Consider the following 22,132-nt stretch of genomic DNA (forward strand, 5'->3'; position numbering starts at 1 on the left):
CGGAGTATACCCGAGCGCTCAAGGCCGAGGGTCGCTATAATCGCCGGCTTTTGATATCCGAACGACGGGGAGAGGCGATGCGCGAGCGACTTTTGGCGGCGGAGAAGGTGACCGCGATCCGCTGGCAAGGCGGCGTCCTGCATCTGCTCGACCAGCGTCTGCTGCCGTCGCAGGAGGTTTGGCTGGCCTGCGACAATGTCGCGCAGGTAGTGGCCGCGATCCGTGACATGGCCGTACGTGGCGCTTCGGCCATCGGCATTGCCGCGGCCTACGGCCTGGTCCTGGCCCTGGAAGAGCGCCTGGCCGAGGGTGGCGACTGGGAGCTGGACCTGGAAGAAGACTTCCTCAGCCTGGCCGAGGCGCGCCCCACCGCTGCCAACCTGTTCTGGGCACTGAACCGCATGCGCGAGCGCCTGCAGCGTCTGCGCCCGGAAGACGACGTGCTGGCGATGCTGGAGGCCGAGGCGGTGGCGATCCATGAAAGCGATCGCGAAGCCAACCTGACCATGGCCCAGCACGGCATCGAACTGATTCGCCGTCATCAGGGCAATGCCCAGACCCTGCTTACCTACGGCAATGCCGGTGCCCTGGCCAGCGGCGGTTTTGGCACCGCGCTGGGGGTGATCCGCGCGGGGTACCTGGAGGGCATGGTCGAGCGCGTATACGCCGGCGAAACCCGGCCCTGGCTCCAAGGCGCGCGCCTGACCGCCTGGGAGCTGGCCAACGAAGGCATTCCGGTGACTCTGTGTGCCGATTCGGCCCTGGCCCACTTGATGAAGAGCAAAGGCATTACCTGGGTGGTGGTCGGTGCCGACTGCATCGCCGCCAATGGCGATGTGGCCAGCAAGATCGGCACTTACCAGCTGGCGGTCAGTGCCATGCACCACGGTGTGCGCTTTATGGTGGTGGCGCCGAGCACCAGCATCGACCTGAACCTGGCCACGGGCGAGGACATTCCGCTCGAAGAGCGCGATGCTGACGAGCTGCTGGATTACGCCGGAACCCGTGTGGCGCCGGATGTCGAGGTATTCAACCCGGTATTCGACGTGACCCCGGCTGACCTGATCGACGTGATCGTGACCGAAAGGGGCGTGGTCGAGCGCCCGGATGCCGCCAAGCTGGCCCAGCTGATGTGTCGCAAGCGTTTGCATTGATTTCTGTAGGAGCGGCCTTGCCGGGGCGCCGGACCGGTCGGAAAGGGGCGCGCAAGGCCCCAGCAATCTATGTCGCAACACAAATCCTGGGGCCGCTGCGGCGCCCCTTTCCGACCGGTCCGGCGCCCGGCTAGGCCGCTCCTACACATCTCCCCACCAGCACCGCCTTTGTGATAACATCCGGCAGTTTCCAAGACCGCCCATCACGGCGGCCAAATTTGCGCAGATCCATGGCACAACTCATTGATTTGTCGTAAGTCGTCGCACCACTGCGCGTCGCGGCGGCGAGCTTCGTTCGGCCCTTGATGGCGCTGCGAAGTTTCACCAGAAAAAGGAATCAGGCTTCTCATGGGCGAACTGGCCAAAGAAATCCTCCCGGTCAATATCGAAGACGAACTGAGACAGTCTTACCTCGACTACGCGATGAGCGTGATTGTCGGGCGAGCGCTGCCCGATGCACGTGACGGCTTGAAGCCCGTGCATCGTCGCGTTCTCTATGCGATGAGCGAACTGGGCAACGACTGGAACAAACCGTACAAGAAGTCCGCCCGTGTGGTCGGTGACGTGATCGGTAAGTACCACCCGCACGGCGACACTGCGGTCTACGACACCATCGTGCGTATGGCCCAGCCGTTCTCGCTGCGCTACCTGCTGGTCGATGGTCAGGGCAACTTCGGTTCGGTCGACGGCGACAACGCTGCGGCCATGCGATACACCGAAGTGCGCATGTCCAAGCTGGCCCACGAGCTGCTGGCCGACCTGCATAAAGAGACCGTCGACTGGGTGCCCAACTATGACGGCACCGAGCAGATCCCGGCGGTCATGCCGACCCGGATCCCCAACCTGCTGGTCAACGGCTCCAGCGGTATCGCCGTGGGCATGGCGACCAACATTCCGCCGCACAACCTCGGTGAAGTCATCGATGGCTGCCTGGCGCTGATCGACAACCCGGAAGTCACCATCGATGAACTGATGCAGTTCATCCCTGGGCCGGACTTCCCGACTGCCGGTATCATCAACGGCCGTCAGGGCATCATCGAGGCCTACCGTACCGGCCGTGGCCGCATCTACATGCGCGCCCGCTCCGAGATCGAAGACATCGACAAGGTCGGTGGTCGTCAGCAGATCGTCGTCACCGAGCTGCCGTACCAGCTGAACAAGGCGCGTCTGATCGAGAAGATCGCCGAGCTGGTCAAAGAGAAGAAGATCGAAGGCATCACCGAGCTGCGCGACGAGTCCGACAAGGACGGTATGCGCATCGTCATCGAGCTGCGTCGCGGCGAGGTGCCGGAGGTGGTGCTCAACAACCTCTACCAGCAAACCCAGCTGCAGAGCGTGTTCGGTATCAACGTCGTGGCGCTGATCGATGGTCGCCCGCGTCTGCTCAACCTCAAGGACCTGCTCGAAGCGTTCGTCCGTCACCGTCGTGAAGTGGTCACGCGCCGTACCGTGTTCGAGCTGCGCAAGGCCCGCGAACGTGGCCACATCCTTGAAGGTCAGGCGGTTGCGCTGTCCAACATCGACCCGGTCATCGCCCTGATCAAGGCCTCGCCGACGCCATCGGAAGCCAGGGAAGCGTTGATTGCCACTGCCTGGGAATCCAGCGCCGTGCAGGTCATGGTCGAGCGCGCAGGCGCCGATTCCTGCCGCCCTGAAGACCTGCCAGAGCAATACGGCCTGCGCGACGGCAAGTATTACCTGTCGCCGGAACAGGCCCAGGCGATCCTCGACCTGCGTCTGCACCGCCTGACTGGCCTGGAGCATGAGAAGCTGCTGGCCGAGTACCAGGAGATTCTCGAGCAGATCGGCGAACTGATCCGCATCCTCAGCAGCGCCGAGCGCCTGATGGAAGTGATCCGCGAAGAGCTTGAAGCGATCCGCGCCGAATACGGCGATGTTCGCCGTACCGAAATCCTCAACGCCAGCCATGACCTCAACTACGGCGACATGATCCCGGAAGAAGAGCGCGTGGTGACCATCTCCCACGGTGGCTACGCCAAGACCCAGCCGCTGTCCGCCTACCAGGCCCAGCGCCGTGGCGGCAAGGGCAAGTCGGCGACTGGCGTGAAGGACGAAGACTACATCGAGCACCTGTTGGTCGCCAACAGCCACGCCACCCTGTTGCTGTTCTCCAGCAAGGGCAAGGTGTACTGGAAGAAGACCTACGAGATCCCCGAGGCCTCCCGTGCCGCCCGTGGCCGCCCGTTGGTCAACCTGCTGCCGCTGGAGGAAGGTGAGCGCATCACCGCCATGCTGCAGATCGACCTCGAAGCCTTGCAGCAAAGCGCCGATCCGGATGAAGAGCTGGAAGACGGCGACGAGGGTGTGATCGAAGGTGAAGTGGTAGAGGTCGAAGAAGTCGACGAAGAAGACGGCGACACCCCAGAGTGGGTGGCTGAGCCGACTGGCGCGTACATCTTCATGGCGACTGCGTCCGGTACCGTCAAGAAAACCCCGCTGGTGCAGTTCGCCCGTCCGCGCTCCAACGGCCTGATCGCCCTGAAGCTGAAAGAAGGAGACACCCTGATTGCTGCGGCCATCACCGATGGTGCCAAAGAAGTCATGATGTTCTCCGACGCCGGCAAGGTGATCCGCTTCGCCGAGAGCGTGGTGCGCGAAATGGGCCGTACCGCCCGTGGTGTGCGCGGCATGAAGCTGGGCAAGGGGCAGCAGATCATTTCGATGCTGATCCCGGAATCCGGCGCGCAGATCCTCACCGCCTCCGAGCGTGGCTTCGGCAAGCGTACGCCGCTGTCCAAGTTCCCGCGTCGCGGCCGTGGTGGCCAGGGCGTGATCGCCATGGGTACCAAGGGTCGCAACGGTCTGTTGATCGGTGCCATCCAGGTCCAGGAAGGCGAAGAGATCATGCTCATCTCGGACCAGGGCACCTTGGTGCGGACACGGGTTGGCGAAGTTTCCAGCCTGAGCCGTAACACCCAGGGTGTTACGCTGATCAAGCTGGCGGCTGACGAAACGCTGGTAGGCCTGGAGCGTATCCAGGAGCCATCCGAGGACGAACTCGATGAGGTGATCGAGACGGACGAGGAGGGCGTCGAGGCTGAAGCGCCAGACAATGAAGACGCTGCGGGTGCCGAAGAGGCCCCGCAGGAGTAAGCAAGCGTAAACCCGAACGGGGCGACCAAGGTCGCCCCGTTTGACTGATTAGGCCGGGCAATGCCTGGCCCTGTGGGAGCGGGCTTGCCCGTGACCAGGCGGCGCGGTGTTTGGCACCGGCTTCGCCGGTGTTCGCGGGGCAAGCCCGCTCCCACAGGGTTCCCGCAGAACTAGCTGTTTAGATCTATTAGAGCGAGAGTGGATGTGAGCAAACGAGCCTTTAACTTCTGCGCAGGCCCTGCCGCGCTTCCTGACGCTGTCCTGCAGCGCGCCCAGGCCGAAATGCTGGACTGGCGTGGCAAGGGTTTGTCGGTGATGGAAATGAGCCATCGCAGCGACGATTACGTTGCCATCGCCGAGAAGGCCGAGCAGGACCTGCGTGACCTGCTGTCCGTCCCCTCCAACTACAAGGTCCTGTTCCTGCAGGGCGGCGCCAGCCAGCAGTTCGCTGAAATTCCGCTGAACCTGCTGCCGGAAAACGGTACCGCCGACTATATCGAGACCGGTATCTGGTCGAAGAAGGCCATCGAGGAAGGGCGTCGTTTCGGCAATATCAATGTTGCCGCCAGCGCCAAGCCCTACGACTACCTGGCCATCCCGGGGCAGAATGACTGGAACCTGACCAAGAACGCAGCCTACGTTCACTATGCGTCTAACGAGACCATTGGTGGCCTGCAGTTCGACTGGGTGCCAGAGACCGGTGATGTTCCGCTGGTGGTCGACATGTCGTCCGATATCCTCTCCCGCCCGATCGACGTGTCGCAGTTCGGCCTGATCTACGCCGGCGCGCAGAAGAACATCGGCCCAAGCGGCTTGGTGGTGGTGATCGTTCGCGAAGACCTGCTGGGCCATGCCCGCAGCAGCTGCCCGACCATGCTCGACTACAAGGTCTCGGCTGACAACGGCTCGATGTACAACACCCCGGCTACCTATTCCTGGTACCTCTCGGGCCTGGTCTTCGAGTGGCTCAAGGAGCAGGGTGGCGTCGAGGCCATGGAGCAGCGCAACCGCGCCAAGAAAGACCGCCTGTACAGCTTCATCGATGCCAGCGACTTCTACACCAACCCGATCAGCCTCAACGCCCGGTCGTGGATGAACGTGCCGTTCCGCCTGGCCGACGAGCGCCTGGACAAGGCCTTCCTGGCCGGTGCCGACGCCCGTGGCTTGCTCAACCTCAAGGGCCATCGTTCGGTCGGCGGCATGCGTGCCTCGATCTACAACGCCCTGGGCCTGGAAGCGGTTGAGGCGCTGGTTGGCTACATGGCCGAATTCGAGAAGGAGCACGGCTGATGTCCGAACACGAGCTCAAGGCGCTGCGCGTACGCATCGACAGCCTCGACGAGAAGATCCTCGAGCTGATCAGCGAGCGTGCCCGTTGCGCCCAGGAAGTGGCCAGGGTCAAGACCGCCTCGCTCGCCGAGGGTGAAAAGCCGGTGTTCTATCGCCCTGAGCGTGAAGCAGCCGTGCTCAAGCGGGTGATGGAGCGCAACAAGGGGCCGCTGGGCAACGAAGAGATGGCGCGGCTGTTCCGCGAGATCATGTCGTCCTGCCTGGCCCTGGAAGAGCCGCTGAAAATCGCCTACCTGGGGCCTGAAGGTACCTTCACCCAGGCAGCAGCGATGAAGCACTTCGGCCATGCCGTGATCAGCCGCCCGATGGCGGCCATCGACGAAGTGTTCCGCGAAGTGGCGGCCGGTGCCGTCAACTTCGGCGTGGTGCCGGTGGAAAACTCCACCGAGGGTGCGGTCAGCCACACCCTGGATAGCTTCCTCGAACACGATATGGTGATTTGCGGTGAGGTCGAGCTGCGCATCCACCACCATTTGCTGGTGGGCGAGAACACCAAGACCGACAGCATCACCCGCATCTACTCCCACGCCCAGTCCCTGGCCCAGTGCCGCAAGTGGCTGGATGCGCATTACCCGAACGTCGAGCGTGTCGCGGTTTCGAGCAACGCCGAGGCGGCCAAACGGGTCAAGGGTGAATGGAATTCGGCAGCGATCGCCGGCGACATGGCGGCAAACCTGTACGGCCTGACCCGTCTGGCCGAGAAGATCGAAGACCGCCCGGACAACTCGACGCGCTTCTTGATGATCGGCAGCCAGGAAGTGCCACCGACCGGCGACGACAAGACTTCGATCATCGTCTCGATGAGCAACAAGCCGGGTGCCTTGCACGAGCTGTTGGTGCCGTTCCACGAGAACGGTATCGACCTCACCCGCATCGAGACCCGTCCGTCGCGCAGCGGCAAGTGGACCTACGTGTTCTTCATTGACTTCGTTGGTCACCACCGTGACCCGCTGATCAAGGCGGTGCTGGAGGCGATCAGCCAGGAGGCTGTGGGGCTGAAGGTGTTGGGGTCTTATCCGAAGGCGGTGCTTTGACTGAAGGCCGCTGGGGCTGCTGCGTACCCCTTCGCGGGGGCATTGTTGTACCTGTGGGAGCGGGCTTGCCCCGCGAAGGGGTACGCAGCAGCCCTTGCGGTCTCAAAGACTGTCTTGATTTCTGAACAGGGTTCGCACAAGTGGTAGATGCAGTAATAACCAAACCCGCACCGCTCATCGGTCGCCTCGTCGTCGTAGGCCTGGGCCTGATCGGCGGCTCCTTTGCCAAGGGCCTGCGCGAAAGCGGCCTGTGCCGCGAAGTGGTCGGTGTCGATCTGGATGCCCCTTCGCGCAAGCAGGCCGTGGCCCTGGGTGTGGTCGATCGCTGCGAAGAAGATCTTGCCGCCGCCTGTGTCGGTGCCGACGTTATCCAGCTGGCCGTACCCATCCTGGCCATGGAAAAACTCCTTGCACGCCTGGCCCAGCTCGACCTCGGTGATGCTGTCATCACTGACGTCGGCAGCGCCAAGGGCAATGTGGTGCGTGCCGCGCGCGAGGTCTTTGGTGCGCGCCTGTCGCGCTTCGTTCCCGGTCACCCGATCGCCGGTTCCGAGCAAAGCGGGGTAGAGGCCTCCAATGCCACCCTGTTCCGCCGCCACAAGGTCATTCTCACGCCGCTGCCGGAAACCGACCCGGACGCCTTGGCCAAGGTCGACCGCCTGTGGCGTGCATTGGATGCCGATGTCGAGCACATGCCGGTCGAGCGGCACGACGAAGTGCTGGCCGCCACCAGCCATCTGCCACACCTGCTGGCCTTCGGCCTGGTCGATTCGCTGGCCAAGCGCAATGAAAACCTCGAGATCTTCCGGTACGCTGCGGGAGGCTTCCGCGATTTCACGAGAATCGCCGGCAGCGACCCGACCATGTGGCACGACATCTTCCTCGCCAACCGCGAAGCTGTCCTGCGCACGTTAGATACATATCGCAGCGATCTCGACGCCTTGCGCGACGCGATCGATGCAGGGGACGGGCACCAGCTGCTGGGTGTGTTCACCCGCGCGCGTGTTGCCCGCGAGCATTTCAGTAAAATCCTGGCCCGCCGGGCCTATGTGGACGCTATGAACGCCAACGATCTGATTTTCCTGGCCCAACCGGGTGGCCGCCTGTCCGGGCGAATCCGTGTACCGGGCGACAAGTCGATTTCCCACCGCTCGATCATGCTCGGCTCGCTGGCCGAAGGCACGACCGAGGTCGAAGGCTTCCTTGAAGGTGAGGATGCGCTGGCGACCTTGCAGGCTTTCCGTGACATGGGGGTGGTCATCGAAGGCCCGAACCACGGTCGCGTGACCATCCACGGCGTTGGCCTGCACGGCCTCAAGCCGCCACCTGGGCCAATCTACGTGGGCAACTCCGGCACCTCGATGCGCCTGCTCTCCGGCCTGCTGGCCGGTCAGTCGTTCGACGTGACCATGACCGGTGACGCCTCGCTGTCCAAGCGCCCGATGAACCGTGTGGCCAACCCGCTGCGCGAAATGGGTGCAGTGGTCGAGACCGGCCCTGAAGGCCGTCCGCCGCTGACCATTCGCGGTGGCCATCCGCTCAAGGCGCTCACCTACACGCTGCCGATGGCCAGTGCCCAGGTCAAATCCTGCCTGCTGCTGGCTGGCCTGTATGCCGAAGGCAAGACCACGGTCACCGAGCCTGCGCCGACCCGTGATCACACCGAGCGCATGCTGCGCGGCTTTGGTTATTCGGTCGAGTCCAACGGCCCGGTGGCTTCGCTGCAGTCCGGCGGCAAGCTCACTGCAACCCGCATCGAAGTGCCGGCCGACATCTCGTCGGCGGCATTCTTCCTGGTGGCGGCCTCGATCGCCCAAGGCTCGGAGCTGGTGCTTGAGCATGTCGGCATCAACCCGACCCGTACCGGCGTGATTGACATCCTGCGCCTGATGGGCGGCGACATCACCCTGGAGAACCAGCGTGAAGTCGGCGGCGAACCTGTGGCCGACCTGCGTGTGCGCGGCGCCCAGCTCAAGGGTATCGACATCCCTGAGCACCTGGTGCCGCTGGCTATCGACGAATTCCCGGTGCTGTTCGTTGCTGCTGCCTGCGCCGAAGGGCGCACCGTGCTGCGCGGGGCTGAGGAGTTGCGGGTCAAGGAATCCGACCGCATCCAGGTGATGGCCGATGGCCTGATCAGCCTGGGCGTGAAGTGCGAACCGACCCCGGATGGCATCATCATCGACGGTGGCCAGATCGGCGGCGGTGAGGTGCATGGCCACGGTGATCACCGTATCGCCATGGCGTTCAGCGTTGCCTCGCTGCGCGCCAGTGCGCCGATCCGCATCCATGACTGCGCCAACGTCGCCACCTCGTTCCCCAACTTCCTGGCGCTGTGCGCCGAGGTCGGCATTCGTGTGGCTGAAGAGGGCAAGTCGTGAGTGCCCAGGCGCCAGTCATCACCATCGACGGGCCAAGCGGCTCGGGTAAAGGCACGGTTGCCGGCCTGCTGGCCCGCGAGCTGGGCTGGCGGTTGCTGGATTCCGGCGCGCTTTATCGTTTGCTGGCCTTCAATGCCAGCAATCACGGCGTCGACCTGACCAACGAAGAGCTGCTCAAGCAGCTTGCCGCCCATCTGGATGTGCAGTTCATCGCGGCCGAGCCCGGTAAGCTGCAACAAATCATCCTCGAAGGCGAGGACGTCAGTAACGTCATCCGTACCGAAACCGTCGGTGCGGGCGCCTCGATGGTGGCTTCGCTGCCTGCCGTGCGCGATGCCTTGCTGATGCGCCAGCGCGCATTCCGCGAAGCGCCGGGCCTAATCGCCGATGGTCGCGACATGGGTACCGTGGTGTTCCCGGACGCGCCTTTGAAGGTGTTTCTCACCGCCAGTGCGGAGGAGCGGGCACGTCGCCGTTACCTGCAGTTGAAGGGCAAGGGGGAAGATGTTAGTCTGTCGAGTCTGCTGGATGAGATTCGTGCACGCGATGAGCGTGACACCCAGCGTGCAGTGGCCCCGCTGAAACCAGCGGCTGATGCCATTCAGTTGGACTCTACCGAGTTGTCCATCGAGCAGGTGTTGGAACGTATCAGGAGTGAGATCGCGCTTCGCGACCTTTAACTGATAGCCAGGAGAGCAGGCAGGTGCACCAGTCAACGTCCTGCCGGCTTTCCTTTACATAACGAAACCCACATTGTCTGGAATGTGGCGAGGGGCGTCTGTTTCGCCCAAATCTACAGGAATTAAAATGAGCGAAAGCTTTGCAGAACTCTTTGAAGAAAGCCTGAAAACCCTCAATCTTCAGCCGGGTGCGATCATCACCGGTATCGTTGTCGACATCGACGGCGACTGGGTTACCGTACACGCTGGCCTGAAGTCCGAGGGCGTCATCCCGCTCGAGCAGTTCTACAACGAAGCTGGCGAGCTGACCATCAAGGTCGGTGACGAAGTTCACGTTGCGCTGGACGCGGTCGAAGACGGCTTTGGCGAAACCAAACTGTCCCGTGAAAAAGCCAAGCGCGCCGAGTGCTGGATTGTTCTGGAAGCAGCTTTCGCCGCCGAAGAAGTGGTCAAGGGCGTTATCAACGGTAAGGTTAAAGGCGGCTTCACTGTCGACGTTAACGGCATCCGTGCGTTCCTGCCGGGCTCCCTGGTTGATGTCCGCCCTGTGCGCGACACCACCCACCTGGAAGGCAAAGAGCTGGAATTCAAGGTCATCAAGCTGGACCAGAAGCGCAACAACGTTGTCGTTTCCCGTCGCAGCGTGCTGGAAGCCGAGAACAGCGCCGAGCGCGAAGCCCTGCTGGAGACCCTGCAGGAAGGCCAACAAGTCAAAGGTATCGTCAAGAACCTCACCGACTACGGCGCCTTCGTGGACCTGGGCGGTATCGACGGCCTGCTGCACATCACCGACATGGCCTGGAAGCGCATCAAGCATCCTTCCGAAATCGTTAACGTTGGCGACGAAGTCGACGTTCGCGTTCTGAAGTTCGACCGTGAGCGCAACCGCGTTTCGCTGGGTCTGAAGCAGATGGGCGAAGATCCGTGGGTTGCTATCACTGCCCGCTACCCAGAAGGTACTCGCGTACAAGCTCGCGTTACCAACCTGACCGACTACGGCTGCTTCGCTGAGCTGGAAGAAGGCGTTGAAGGTCTGGTACACGTTTCCGAAATGGACTGGACCAACAAGAACATCCACCCGTCGAAAGTCGTTCAGGTTGGCGACGAAGTGGAAGTCATGGTTCTGGACATCGACGAAGAGCGTCGTCGTATCTCCCTGGGCATCAAGCAGTGCAAGTCCAACCCATGGGAAGACTTCTCCGGCCAGTTCAACAAGGGTGACAAGATCACCGGTACCATCAAGTCGATCACCGACTTCGGTATCTTCATTGGTCTGGACGGCGGCATCGACGGCCTGGTTCACCTGTCCGACATCTCCTGGAACGAAACCGGCGAAGAAGCCGTACGTCGTTTCAAGAAGGGCGACGAGCTGGAAACCGTCATCCTGTCGGTCGACCCAGAGCGCGAGCGCATCTCCCTGGGCATCAAGCAGCTGGAAGACGATCCGTTCTCCAACTTCGTTGCTGTCAATGACAAGGGCGCTATCGTCAAGGGCATCGTGAAAGAAGTTGACGCCAAAGGCGCCATCGTCACCCTGGCCGACGACATCGAAGCTACTCTGAAAGCTTCCGAAATCAGCCGTGACCGCGTTGAAGACGCGCGTAACGTTCTGAAGGAAGGCGAAGAGATCGAAGCCAAGATCATCAGCGTTGACCGCAAGTCCCGCGTTATCAGCCTGTCGATCAAATCGAAAGACGACGCTGAAGAGCGCGAAGCCATCCAGAGCCTGAAAAACGCTCCGGAAGCGGCTGCCGACACCACCATGGCTGCGCTGCTGCGCGAAGCAATGGCCAAGCAGAACTGAGTTCTGTTTGATCGGTAAAAAAGGGCGACCCTCGGGTCGCCCTTTTTTTGTGTCTGTAATTTGCAGGGCCCAGCGGCGGTGGGGGCGGCTACTGATCACTCATGCCCTAGACCCATTTAGTATAACTTCAATCTTGAATTTTTTTATTAAGTCAAGAACCGGCCTGTTCAAATCGCGCAGGGCGTGCTACAAACTGGTTAAGCAATGATCTAGCTGCTTGATAACGAAGGGAAAAATATGACGAAGTCGGAGCTGATCGAACGTATTGTCACCCATCAGGGGCTGCTCTCCTCGAAAGATGTAGAGTTGGCCATCAAGACCATGCTTGAGCAGATGTCACAATGCCTGGCTACGGGCGATCGCATCGAGATTCGCGGTTTTGGCAGCTTCTCGCTGCACTATCGTGCGCCCCGCGTCGGCCGTAATCCGAAAACTGGCCAGTCGGTCAGCCTCGAAGGCAAATTCGTGCCGCACTTCAAACCGGGTAAGGAGCTGCGCGACCGGGTCAATGAAGAAGATGAGGCCGAGGCCTGATCATAAAGGAGCAGTCTGATGCGTAACCTCAAGCGCGCCCTGGCGGCGTTGTTCGTGCTGCTGTTGGCGGCTGTGGTGTTGTTCTTCGTGCTGGAGAATCAGCAAACGGTCTCGCTGGTCCTGTTTGGCTGGGCGGCACCGGCAATGCCGGTTGCGGTGCTGGTGCTGGCGGCGCTGGTCATCGGCTTGGCTGTCGGCCCGTTATTGGGCGCCTACGGCTTACAGCGAAGCAAGCGCAAGATTCGCGCTTCGGCCCGTCAGGCTGCATTAAGCGGTAATTGAGGATATTTCCTACCACTGCTTGGGAAGGTATCACCTATGCCCGGCGTGGCTGCCATGAGGTAATAGTGCACTTCGTTGTCGGCCAGGCGAGTGTGTAGCAGTATGGAATTCCCGTTCCTCTCTCACCACGGCGGTACCCAAGGTGTAACCGGGTCTTGTCATCAGCTTCACCTTGACCACGCTACCAGCCTGCTGATCGATTGTGGCCTGGAGCAGGGTGCTGATGCATCGCCGGGTGCAGGCGCCGCCCCCCTGGCTTTTGGGGTGAGCGGCGTTCAAGTGCTCATTCTCACCCATGTGCATCTCGACCATGTTGGCCGCATCCCTGCGTTGCTGGCAGCCGGTTACAGAGGCCCGATCCTTTGTAGTGAGCCCTCTGCCAAGCTTCTTCCGCTGGTGTTGGAGGATGCCTACAAGTTGAGCGTCAGCCGCGAGCCGACACATGTGGCGCGTTATCTCGACATTCTCGCTGAGCTGATCGTGCCGGTGCCGTTCGGGCATTGGCACGATGTCGTCCTACGTCCTGGCCTCGAGTGCCGTATTCGTTTGCAGCGCGCAGGCCATTTGCTGGGCTCCGCTTATGTCGAGTGTGATGTGCGCGTGGGTGAAGGTGAGCGCGATAGCCGTTGGGTGTTCTCGGGGGATCTGGGCAGTGGCGGTAATCCTCTGTTGCGCGCCGTGCAGCCGCCGGAGCGTGCCGACGTGCTGGTGCTCGAAAGCACCTATGGTGATCGGCTGCACACCGAGCGTAGCGAGCGCCGGCAAAAGTTGGCGGCGGCGATCGATCACGCCATGGCCGACAACGGCACGGTTCTGATTCCGGCTTTCAGTCTCGGTCGCACCCAGGAGTTGCTCTATGAGCTTGAAGATATCCTTCATCAGAAGGCGCTGCTGGGGGCCTCGGCTGGGGTTCGAGGGGCTGAGCCGTTCGATTGGTTGCAACTGCCGATCATCCTCGACTCACCCTTGGCACAGCGTGTCACTAGTGTCTACCGTGACCTTCACGATTACTGGAATGCCGAGGTCAGGGCAAGACTGGCGAAAGGGCGCGATCCGCTCGACTTCAGTCAGCTCGTTTGTGTGGATAGCCACGGCCGGCATCAACAAGTGGTCAATTACCTGAAGAGTACCGCACGCCCGGCGATCGTCATCGCTGGCAATGGCATGTGCTCGGGCGGGCGGATCGTTAATTATCTCAAGGCCATGCTCGGCGATTCGCGGCATGAGGTCATTTTCGTGGGTTACCAGGCCAAAGGCACGGCAGGGGCGGCAATTCAGGCTAGTGAGGGGGTGCCGGGCTTCGTGCAGATCGACCTGGGCGGTCAGCTGTATGAGGTCCGTCTGAAGGTCATGACGGTTGCTGGGTTCTCTGCTCATGCCGACCAGGCGGAGCTTGTGCGATTCGCCCTGGAGGGTCGGGCGGCTGCAGGTCGGGTCTTGTTGGTTCACGGGGAGCCAAAGGCAAAGCGGGCACTGGCGTTGGCCCTCGAGCATAGCGCTAGTGCACGGGGTATTCCCCTTCAGGTCCAGGTTCCCTGAATCAGTCGACAAGACTAACGGCTGCCTCATTGTGGAACTTTTGCAATCACTCGGTTTCTACCTAGCCTCTGGGTGCGTTGCCTGGAGAAACGGCCTTCAGGTTGCCGCTGTTTGACAGGTCTAGGGGCTTTTTAGCTGCTATTGATTTTCATTCGTGAGCAAAATGGGGGTATGTTGCCATCACTCTTGCTATTACTATCGTATGAGATATTCTTAGCGGTGAGCAGCTTTCGGGCATGAAGATGCTCGCGCTCGGGGCTTTTCCGGGTTGCACACTCCCGCCTTGCGGATGCCGTTCGGTGTCCTCTGCATCAATTATCTCTCCCGGGTTCTCGTCGCTCAACCAGCGTCCGGAAAGCGGAGTTGAAAGTAGCAGTGCTGGTTGAAGAAGGATCGGAAAACAAATGGTTAGCGAGCAATACCGCAGTGGTGAGGAAGTTGATCTGCGTGAGCTGTTCTACAGCTTGTGGAGTCAGAAGTTCATGATAGTTGGCGTGACCTTGGCTTTCCTGCTGGCGGCGTCGCTGTATGCTTTTACGCGTGAACCTGTGTATCAGGCAGATCTTGCAATTGTTGCCCCTTCTCATAATGACATTGCCGCTTTGAACTACGGGCGCGGTGAAAGTACGGGACTTCCTGCGATTTCGGTAAGAGAGGTCTACGATATATACGCGCGTCACCTTCAGTCGGAGGGCGTGCGCAGGAAAGTATTTGAAGAAGTCTATCTTCCGGCGCTTTCTGACGGCCAGAAACAGCTAGCTGACAATGTGCTGTACAAGATATTTTCTCGCGCAGTGGTCGTAACCAAGTCGGGAGATGATGCAGCGGCACGTTATGCGGTCAGTGTCACCGATCGCGATCCGCAAACGGCGGTAAAATGGAGTAACGCAGTTGCCAATGCAGCAGGCTTGATCGCCAGGGATGAACTGGTGAAGAACGTGGTGTCGGATGCGCGGATGCGCGCGAGCATGTTGAATCAGGAAATTTCGGGTAAGCGTGATGCGGCTCGCAAAGAACGGGAAGATCGGACTGCAAAGTTGAAGGAGGCGCTGACTGTGGCATTGGCGATCGGTTTGAAGAAGCCACCGATCATCACCGGTAGTGTATCCGAGCTTTCTGCGCGGATGGATGAAGACCTGACCTACATGCGCGGTAGTGATGCTATTCAGGCAGAAATCGAAAACTTGGCCAAGCGTCAGTCAGATGATCCGTTTATCCGCAATCTGCGTGACCTTGAAGAGCGTATGGCATTTTATAGTGACCTGAAGATAGATGAATCCAATGTGCGTGTTTATCGCCAGGATGGAGTGATGGCGGTTCCCGATCAGCCGATCAAGCCGAGAAAGGTATTGATCCTGGCGGGCGGGCTGGTGGTCGGCGGCGCAATAGGTGTATTCGTGGCGTTGGTTCGTTTCTTTGTGCGTGGCAAGAAAGCACGGTTTACTTGAGGTGGGTCTGTCGATCCAGTGTTGATCAAGGGCTCCATGAGGTGAATTTTGAATCTGGTTCAGGTTAAAAAATTATATAACGACAACCTGAAAGTCATTAGTAACTACCTGCACATGACGGTGTTGCAGGTAATGAACTCGTTTTTCTATTTACTTATCTACCCTTATGTCATTCATCAATTGGGGGTCGACACGTACGGCTTGTTCGTCTTTGCCTCCGGAATTGCTATGTACTTCATGGTGGTTATCAATTTCGGATTCGATATTCATGCCGCAAAATTGGTGTCGTTGGACCAGGATGACAGGGCCGCGCACGGCGCCTTGATGGCAAGGGTGTTGCTGGCGAAGAGCTGGCTGTTGCTGGCTGCGACGTTGATTTTCGCCATCCTGATGGCGGTCTTCGAGTTCATGAGGGCGCACTGGCTGGTCTTCGTGTTGGCGTACGCCAACGTGTTGTCCAGTGTGTTCCTGCCGCTGTGGTATTTCCACGGCATGCAGAAGATGAAAGTGCTGACGACCATCCAGTTGGTGTTGAAGCTGCTGTCGCTGCCGTTCATTTTCCTCTTGGTCACCCATCAAGATGATGTGGGGGTCTACACGATAATCGTCGTGGGGGTGAACGTATTGGCGAGTATGGCGGCTTTTGCTGTTGCCATGCGAGGGTGTGAGCGTGCCGCGTTGCCGGCGTTCCGGGAGGTCAAGTCACTGTTGCTTGAAGTGCAACCTTTCTTCTGGTCCTCTGCAGCGAACACGCTGAAGCAAAAAAGCATCGAAGTCATTATTGGCAGTTTGTTCGGGATGCGCGAAGTTGCGATTTATGATCTGGCTAACAAGATATTCTCGGTGCCCAGTTTGTTGGCGTCGAATATCAATGCAGCGTTGTTCCCGGCGTTAGTGCGGCGCGCGCGGCGCGACCTGGTCGCCAAGATTATCAAGATTGAACTGGTCGTGGGTGTGCTTTGTATTCTGTCGGTTGTAGTGGGTGGCTACTGGGTGGTGGCGTGGATTGCTCCACCAGGTATGGAACAAGCGTATTACCTTTCGGTCTTGCTGAGTCTCAGTATTTTGACTTATCTGATCGTGGGTAGTCACATTTATTTTATCTACGTTCCGAATCAGTGCTACAATCTAGTGCTGAAAAATCAGATTGTATCAATCATTTCCTTCTATTGTTTCTGTGCGCTTTACCTTGCGTTGAACTGGGATATCAGTTCCGTTGTGCTTGGCTTGGTCAGTTCGGCTATGCTCGAGATCGTATACAGTTACAGTCTTGTCAGAAAAGTTCCCGGATATCAGTAAGTTGTCAGGGTTTTTGACGCCCCGGTAATGAAGTGTAAGGTAGGCGATTGTATGGATAGATTCGAAGTTCCGGTAGCCTTGTTCTTGTTCAAGCGTATCGACAAGCCTCTGGAAATCATGAAGCAACTTGCCAGGGTCGCCCCTTCACGCTTGTATTTGCTTTCCGATGGAGGCCGAAGCGAAGAGGAGTGTCGCCAGGTGGCGGCGTGCCGTGAAGCGATTGAGCAGGCGATCACCTGGGATTGCGAGGTCGTCAGGAAGTACGAAGAGCACAACGTCGGGGTCTATGAAAATATTGCGGGTGGCGCTAAATGGGTGCTGCAGCGTGAAGAATTTGCCATCTTCCTGGAAGATGACAATTTCCCCGAAATCACCTTCTTCCCGTTCTGTCAGGAGCTGTTGGAAAAGTATAAAGATGATACCCGTGTACTGTGGATTTGCGGTACCAATTACCTGAAGCATTATGCACCGGCAGACGGTTCCAGTTACGTATTCACCAAAAACATGATGCCCTGTGGCTGGGCGTCGTGGTCGAAAAAGTTTATCCCGTTCTATGATGGTGAGCTGCAGCTTTGGCAAGATCCTTATATACGCGAGCGTATTCGCCAAGAGTATGCCTATGAAAAGCTGTACTTTCAGGATAAGTACAATGTGGAATATGAGCTGGATGCCAAGGCTGCGACAGGGCGGTTCTACTCCTGGGATTACCAGATGAGTTTTTCGATCCGTGCCAACAATCTATATGGTATCGTTCCGGCGTTCAATCAGATCACCAACATTGGTGTGGACAATGACTCCACGCATGGTGGGACGTCCATGCAGGATGTCATGACCGAACGTTTCTGTGGTCTGCCAACCCAGCCGATGCAGTTCCCCCTGAAGCACCCCAAGGCGCTGTTGATTGATAACGCCTTCGAGGTTGCGGTGGCCAAGATCATTCTGCACCCGAAGTTTTTCTCTGTGAAATCCAGGCTTTCGCGGGCTATTCGCCAACTGCTCGGTATTGGCAAGACCGAAAGCATTGTCGGCCACCTCAAGAAGATGATTGCCTGAGGTATGGCCCGGGTGCATAGCAGGTATCTGTCGGTACTCCTGACCTTCCCGGTCTTTTTACTGATGTGGGCGCTGTATGGCTGGAATACCTGGAATGGTGATCGCGCGGGCTACGAGCTTTACTACAATACGCGTGTCACCTTGGCCAGTTGGGGCAAGGAGGTCGGATATGGTTACATCAACATACTGGCCAACCAGTCTGGAATACCGTTCGCCTACTTTCAGATTGCCTTGTCCCTGATTACGCTGGCTTTCCTTTATCGCTACGTACTCAAGAAAACCATCGCGCCGCTGGCCTCGCTGCTGGCCTATTTCGTGTGCTTTTTTGCACTGGACTTCGTCCTGATGCGAAATTTCCTGGCTTTCGCGATCTGTCTGCAGGCCATGCTCTACCTGTCCGAGGGAGGGTGGAGGGGGCGCCTTGGCTACGCACTGCTGATCCTGCTGGCGACCACCATTCACCAGTCATCTCTGATCTACATGGTGTTCATCGTGATGCCGCTGGGGCGGGCACTGCCGTTGGGTCGGTTCCTTGCATTCTTTATTACCTGCATCAGCGCCTATGTGTTGGTGCGCTATCTGGTGCCGTTGCCCGATTCGATTGCCGCTCACTTCAATTATTACTCGACGTCGTGGAAAAGCTCGATTTTCAACTCAGTGGTCCATCTGCTGTCGGTCATGTTTCTGACTTTGGTGGTGGTCACCGAGCGCAAGGGTATTCTGCGGGTCGCAGCGACAGATGCCCGTGACAGGGAACTCCAGTTCATTTACAACCTGAACGTGTTGTCGCTGTTTTTCATTCCGCTGTACTTTGAGTCGGAAATCTTTATCCGGCTGCTGCGCTTTGTCCTGTTCTTCAATTTGCTGCACTGTGTCAATGCGTTGTTCGTGTGGCGTAAGACGCACTTGTTCGTTCTGTCCTATCTGGTATTCCTGATGGCGTACCTGATTCTGTTTTTTCTGCTTCCAGTTGCGGAGTATTCAGTGATTCCGTTGTTTAAAAATAATGCACTGCTGGGGCTGGGTTGATGCAAACACATTTTATGCATTCGGAATTCGATGTCATGGTGGCTGAGGTTCTTTCATGAAGGTGGTGTTCCTTGGCGGCGTTTTTACCGATGCTGATCGCGCGTCGATCGTCAGGTATTCGCGCGGTGGCATTCAGTTCGCGGCTGATACCTTGCAGAAAAACTATATCCAAGGCTTTTCCGAGTGCCCTGAAGTCAGCGAGGTGACGGTCGTCAATCTGCCGTTCATCGGCGCTTATCCTCGCCGTTACGACAAATTGTTTCATTCACCAGCGAAGGATCGGGAAACGCTCAACGGCGCGTCTGTCAGGAACCTGGCATTCTTCAACCTGACGCTGATCAAGAACCTGCACAAGGTGCTGGTCGCCTACCGCGGTATACGGGCCAGTCTTGCGCCTGTGCGGGGTGAGCGGGTACTGATGGTGTGCTATTCGATGCACTTGCCATTCCTGCTTGCCTGTCGGCTGGTGAAGCTGGTACGCAGGGACGTGGATTTCTGTGTGATCGTTCCGGACCTTCCCGAATACATGGCGGTACGTACCGGCTTGGCCAAGCAGGTGTTTCACCTGTTTGCGCGACTGTCGTATCGGATTGTCAACGGTGCCGACAGCGTGGTCGCGATCACCGATGCGATGCTTGACGTGTTTTCCCCTAGACTCAAGAAAGTGGTGGTAGAGGGGATCGCCGACAGTCAGTACGTTTCCCTGCCGACGTCAGCGGTTCGCAAGCGCTATTTCCTCTACAGCGGCACCCTGGATCGACGCTATGGGATCCGCAAGCTGCTGGATGCGTTTGTCTCCGCGAGGATAGAAAACTACGAGCTGTACATTTGTGGTGCTGGCGACGATCAGGCCTACGTGGAAAGCGTAGCGGCATCCGCAGCACCGGTGAAATACCTCGGCCAACTGGACAGGAACGCCGTGCTGCAGTTGCAACGAGAAGCGGCGCTGCTGATCAATCCGCGGGATAACGAGTCGGCGTTTACCAAATATTCTTTTCCGTCGAAAACTATCGAGTACATGTCGTCGGGCGTACCCGTCATGATGTACGCGCTTGACGGTATACCCACTGAATATTATCGTTTTTGCTATCTGGTTCCCCCCGGTGCAGATGGACTCAAAGCGATGCTGGCCAAGGTGGCCTCGTTCGATACCGATGACCTCGTCGAGAAGGGGCGGTCGGCTAAACAATTTATTGCAAATCATAAGATGCCTAGCACTCAAGTCGCGAAAGTGCTGGATGCCATAAAAGGGAAAACCCATGTTTAAAGGCAAGAAACTGCTGATTACCGGCGGAACCGGATCGTTTGGCAATGCTGTCCTGAAACGTTTCTTGGATACAGATATCTCCGAAATTCGAATCTTCAGTCGTGATGAGAAGAAACAGGATGACATGCGTAAACGCTACGCCAGCCCCAAATTGAAGTTTTACATTGGCGACGTGCGCGACTACCAGAGTGTTCTGAATGCGACACGTGGTGTGGACTACATTTTCCATGCGGCCGCGCTGAAACAGGTGCCTTCCTGCGAGTTTCACCCCATGGAAGCGGTGAAAACCAACGTAATCGGCACCGAAAACGTACTGGAAGCCGCAATTCAGAACGAAGTCCGCCGTGTCGTTTGCCTGAGCACCGACAAGGCGGTCTATCCCATCAACGCCATGGGTATTTCCAAGGCGATGATGGAAAAGGTCATGGTCGCCAAGTCGCGCAATGTCGATGAGAAGAAGACCGTTGTCTGTGGCACCCGCTACGGTAACGTCATGGCCTCCCGTGGGTCGGTCATCCCGCTGTTCATCGAGCAGATCCGGGCCGGTCAGGCACTGACGCTGACCGACCCCAACATGACCCGCTTCATGATGACCTTGTCTGATGCCGTCGACCTGGTGCTGTATGCCTTCGAGCATGGCAACAACGGCGACCTGTTCGTGCAGAAGGCACCTGCGGCGACCATCGAAGTCCTGGCCAAGGCCTTGACCGAACTGGTCGGCAAGCCGGAGCACCCGATTCAGGTCATCGGCACCCGCCATGGTGAGAAACTCTACGAGGCGCTCCTGAGCCGCGAGGAGATGGTCTGTGCCGAGGACATGGGCGACTACTACCGCGTACCGCCTGACCTGCGCGACCTGAACTACGCCAAGTTCGTCGAAGAAGGCGAAGCGCGCATTTCCATCACCGAAGACTACAACTCGCATAACACCCAGCGCCTGGATGTTGCCGGCATGCAACAACTGCTGCTGAAGCTCGATTTCATCCGCGCCATCCAGCGCGGCGAGCATGCTGATCCGGAGGAGTGAGTTGATGAAAGTTCTTGTCACTGGGGCCAACGGCTTCGTCGGACGCAACCTACTGGTGCACCTGGGCGAGCGCCAGGACATCGAGGTGGTGCCGTTCACGCGGGAGCATGCGCTGGAGTCGCTCACAGGCAAGGTCCGCGACGTCGATTTCGTATTCCACCTGGCGGGTATCAACCGTCCGCAGGATCCCGAAGAGTTTAAGGTCGGCAACGCCGACCTGACCGTCGAACTGTGCCGGGCCATCCAGGCGAGCGGGCGCACGATTCCGGTGCTGTATACCTCGTCGAGCCAGGCCGAACTGGACAATGCCTATGGCACCAGCAAGCGCTCCGCCGAACAGGCCCTGGCTGATCTGCAGGCCCAGCACGGCTCTGCCGTTCATCTTTTCCGTCTGCCCAACGTCTTTGGCAAATGGGCGCGGCCGAACTACAACTCGGCGGTAGCCACGTTCTGCCACAACATTGTCCATGGCCTGGAAATTACCATCAACGACCCACAGGCGCGCATCAACCTGGTCTACATCGACGATGTGGTGCAAGCGTTCGTGCAGGTGATGGATGGCGTGAAGTCCGGAACGCCGTTCGCACAGGTCGAGCCGCAGTACAGCATCAGCGTCGGTGAGCTGGCGGATCTGCTGCGCACCTTCCGTGACAGCCGCGAGAGCATGATCACCGAAGCGGTTGGCACCGGGCTGGTACGTGCCCTGTACTCGACCTACCTCAGTTATGTGCCGCCCGAGAAGTTCACTTACACGGTGCCCAAGCATGGTGACCCGCGTGGTGTCTTCGTGGAGATGCTCAAGACCAAGGACAGCGGTCAGTTCTCCTACTTCACCGCGCACCCCGGGATTACCCGTGGCGGCCATTACCACCACACCAAGACCGAAAAGTTCCTGGTGATCAAGGGCAAGGCCTGCTTCCGTTTCCGCCATGTCGTTTCTGGCGCCTTCCATGAATTGTTCACCTCCGGTGAAGAACCGGAGATTGTCGAGACTGTCCCAGGTTGGACCCACGACATTACCAACGTGGGTGACGACGAAATGATCGTCATGCTCTGGGCCAATGAAATCTTCGACCGTGAAAACCCCGATACCTACGCTCGGCCAGTCGGCACCGAAGCCTGATCTGAGTCGAGAGG

The 22,132-nt window shown here is 58.7% G+C and carries 17 protein-coding genes; all 17 read left to right on the forward strand.

All coding sequences use genetic code 11. From position 1 onward, the window contains the following. Positions 1 to 77: 77 nt before the first annotated feature. On the forward strand, positions 78 to 1,154 hold the full coding sequence (mtnA, locus tag ACSSU5_RS17240; protein ID WP_264309847.1) for an S-methyl-5-thioribose-1-phosphate isomerase: 1,077 nt from the start codon (positions 78 to 80) through the stop codon (positions 1,152 to 1,154). A 348-nt stretch (positions 1,155 to 1,502) separates the two neighbouring features. After that, entirely contained in the window at positions 1,503 to 4,268 is a 2,766-nt protein-coding gene (gene gyrA, locus ACSSU5_RS17245) for a DNA gyrase subunit A (RefSeq protein WP_264309846.1), read from the forward strand. Positions 4,269 to 4,472: 204 nt separating this feature from the next. Beyond that, a complete protein-coding gene (gene serC, locus ACSSU5_RS17250) occupies positions 4,473 to 5,558 on the forward strand; it encodes a 3-phosphoserine/phosphohydroxythreonine transaminase (protein WP_492559347.1) in 1,086 nt (361 codons plus the stop codon). Then, complete coding sequence (gene pheA / locus ACSSU5_RS17255) at positions 5,558 to 6,652, forward strand: prephenate dehydratase (protein ID WP_264309844.1); 1,095 nt, start codon at positions 5,558 to 5,560, stop codon at positions 6,650 to 6,652. The genes serC and pheA overlap by 1 nt, the downstream gene beginning before the upstream one ends. 140 nt (positions 6,653 to 6,792) lie before the next feature. Next, positions 6,793 to 9,033, forward strand: a complete 2,241-nt coding sequence (locus ACSSU5_RS17260) for a bifunctional prephenate dehydrogenase/3-phosphoshikimate 1-carboxyvinyltransferase (RefSeq protein ID WP_492559348.1) — start codon at positions 6,793 to 6,795, stop codon at positions 9,031 to 9,033. Further along, complete coding sequence (cmk, locus tag ACSSU5_RS17265) at positions 9,030 to 9,713, forward strand: (d)CMP kinase (protein WP_264309842.1); 684 nt, start codon at positions 9,030 to 9,032, stop codon at positions 9,711 to 9,713. Before ACSSU5_RS17260 ends, cmk begins: the two co-directional genes overlap by 4 nt. A gap of 127 nt (positions 9,714 to 9,840) precedes the next feature. Further along, positions 9,841 to 11,517 (forward strand): 30S ribosomal protein S1, encoded by a 1,677-nt coding sequence (rpsA, locus tag ACSSU5_RS17270; RefSeq protein WP_003252673.1) that lies wholly within the window; start codon positions 9,841 to 9,843, stop codon positions 11,515 to 11,517. Between the two features lie 237 nt (positions 11,518 to 11,754). Beyond that, the gene (gene ihfB / locus ACSSU5_RS17275; RefSeq protein ID WP_003252675.1) at positions 11,755 to 12,051 is read left to right on the forward strand and encodes an integration host factor subunit beta; all 297 of its coding nucleotides are present in this window, start codon (positions 11,755 to 11,757) and stop codon (positions 12,049 to 12,051) included. A gap of 18 nt (positions 12,052 to 12,069) precedes the next feature. Then, entirely contained in the window at positions 12,070 to 12,333 is a 264-nt protein-coding gene (locus ACSSU5_RS17280; protein WP_492559349.1) for a lipopolysaccharide assembly protein LapA domain-containing protein, read from the forward strand. A gap of 102 nt (positions 12,334 to 12,435) precedes the next feature. After that, complete coding sequence (locus ACSSU5_RS17285; RefSeq protein ID WP_492559350.1) at positions 12,436 to 13,872, forward strand: MBL fold metallo-hydrolase RNA specificity domain-containing protein; 1,437 nt, start codon at positions 12,436 to 12,438, stop codon at positions 13,870 to 13,872. A gap of 404 nt (positions 13,873 to 14,276) precedes the next feature. Further along, positions 14,277 to 15,320, forward strand: a complete 1,044-nt coding sequence (locus ACSSU5_RS17290; RefSeq protein ID WP_492559351.1) for an LPS O-antigen chain length determinant protein WzzB — start codon at positions 14,277 to 14,279, stop codon at positions 15,318 to 15,320. Between the two features lie 48 nt (positions 15,321 to 15,368). Continuing rightward, a complete protein-coding gene (locus ACSSU5_RS17295) occupies positions 15,369 to 16,619 on the forward strand; it encodes an oligosaccharide flippase family protein (RefSeq protein WP_492559352.1) in 1,251 nt (416 codons plus the stop codon). 51 nt (positions 16,620 to 16,670) lie between these two features. Then, entirely contained in the window at positions 16,671 to 17,672 is a 1,002-nt protein-coding gene (locus ACSSU5_RS17300; protein ID WP_492559353.1) for a glycosyltransferase family 2 protein, read from the forward strand. Between the two features lie 3 nt (positions 17,673 to 17,675). Beyond that, a complete protein-coding gene (locus tag ACSSU5_RS17305) occupies positions 17,676 to 18,701 on the forward strand; it encodes an EpsG family protein (RefSeq protein WP_492559354.1) in 1,026 nt (341 codons plus the stop codon). 55 nt (positions 18,702 to 18,756) lie between these two features. Beyond that, complete coding sequence (locus ACSSU5_RS17310; RefSeq protein ID WP_492559355.1) at positions 18,757 to 19,968, forward strand: glycosyltransferase; 1,212 nt, start codon at positions 18,757 to 18,759, stop codon at positions 19,966 to 19,968. Further along, on the forward strand, positions 19,961 to 20,995 hold the full coding sequence (locus tag ACSSU5_RS17315; protein WP_492559356.1) for a polysaccharide biosynthesis protein: 1,035 nt from the start codon (positions 19,961 to 19,963) through the stop codon (positions 20,993 to 20,995). The genes ACSSU5_RS17310 and ACSSU5_RS17315 overlap by 8 nt, the downstream gene beginning before the upstream one ends. Positions 20,996 to 20,999: 4 nt before the next feature. Next, entirely contained in the window at positions 21,000 to 22,118 is a 1,119-nt protein-coding gene (gene wbjC, locus ACSSU5_RS17320) for a UDP-2-acetamido-2,6-beta-L-arabino-hexul-4-ose reductase (RefSeq protein ID WP_492559357.1), read from the forward strand. Positions 22,119 to 22,132: the final 14 nt, after the last annotated feature.

Source organism: Pseudomonas sp. E1MeOHC2 (genome assembly GCF_058745025.1).